Origin of the sequence: Cupriavidus mimosae, from assembly GCF_023952485.1 — a bacterium.
Taxonomy (GTDB): domain Bacteria; phylum Pseudomonadota; class Gammaproteobacteria; order Burkholderiales; family Burkholderiaceae; genus Cupriavidus; species Cupriavidus taiwanensis_C.
In genome coordinates this window covers 1-362 of record NZ_JALHRY010000126.1, presented here as the reverse complement: position 1 = coordinate 362, position 362 = coordinate 1, and the positions used below count along the sequence as shown (strand labels likewise).

Genomic DNA, 362 nt, shown 5'->3' with positions numbered 1-362 from the left:
TACATGCGGAACACGCCGAACTTCATCTCGTCGATCGGCGCATTGAGGCTGGCCGACAGGCCCAGTCCCAGCACCGTGCGCGTCTGCGCGGGGTCGATCACGCCGTCGTCCCACAGCCGCGCGCTGGCGTAGTACGGATGGCCCTGGTGCTCGTACTGGTCGCGGATCGGCTGCTTGAAGGCGTCTTCCTCCTGCGCGCTCCACTGGCCGCCCTTCGCTTCGATGCCGTCCCGGCGCACCGTCGCCAGCACGCTCGCGGCCTGCTCGCCGCCCATCACCGAGATGCGCGCGTTCGGCCACATCCACAAAAAGCGCGGCGAATACGCGCGCCCGCACATGCCGTAGTTGCCGGCCCCGAACGA

Annotated in this window: 1 protein-coding gene; it reads right to left on the bottom strand. The window is 68.8% G+C overall.

The window, feature by feature from the left end; all coding sequences use genetic code 11:
* A partial coding sequence (locus MKD50_RS30640) for a carboxyl transferase domain-containing protein (RefSeq protein ID WP_305882103.1) occupies window positions 1-362 on the bottom strand: 362 nt, incomplete at both ends.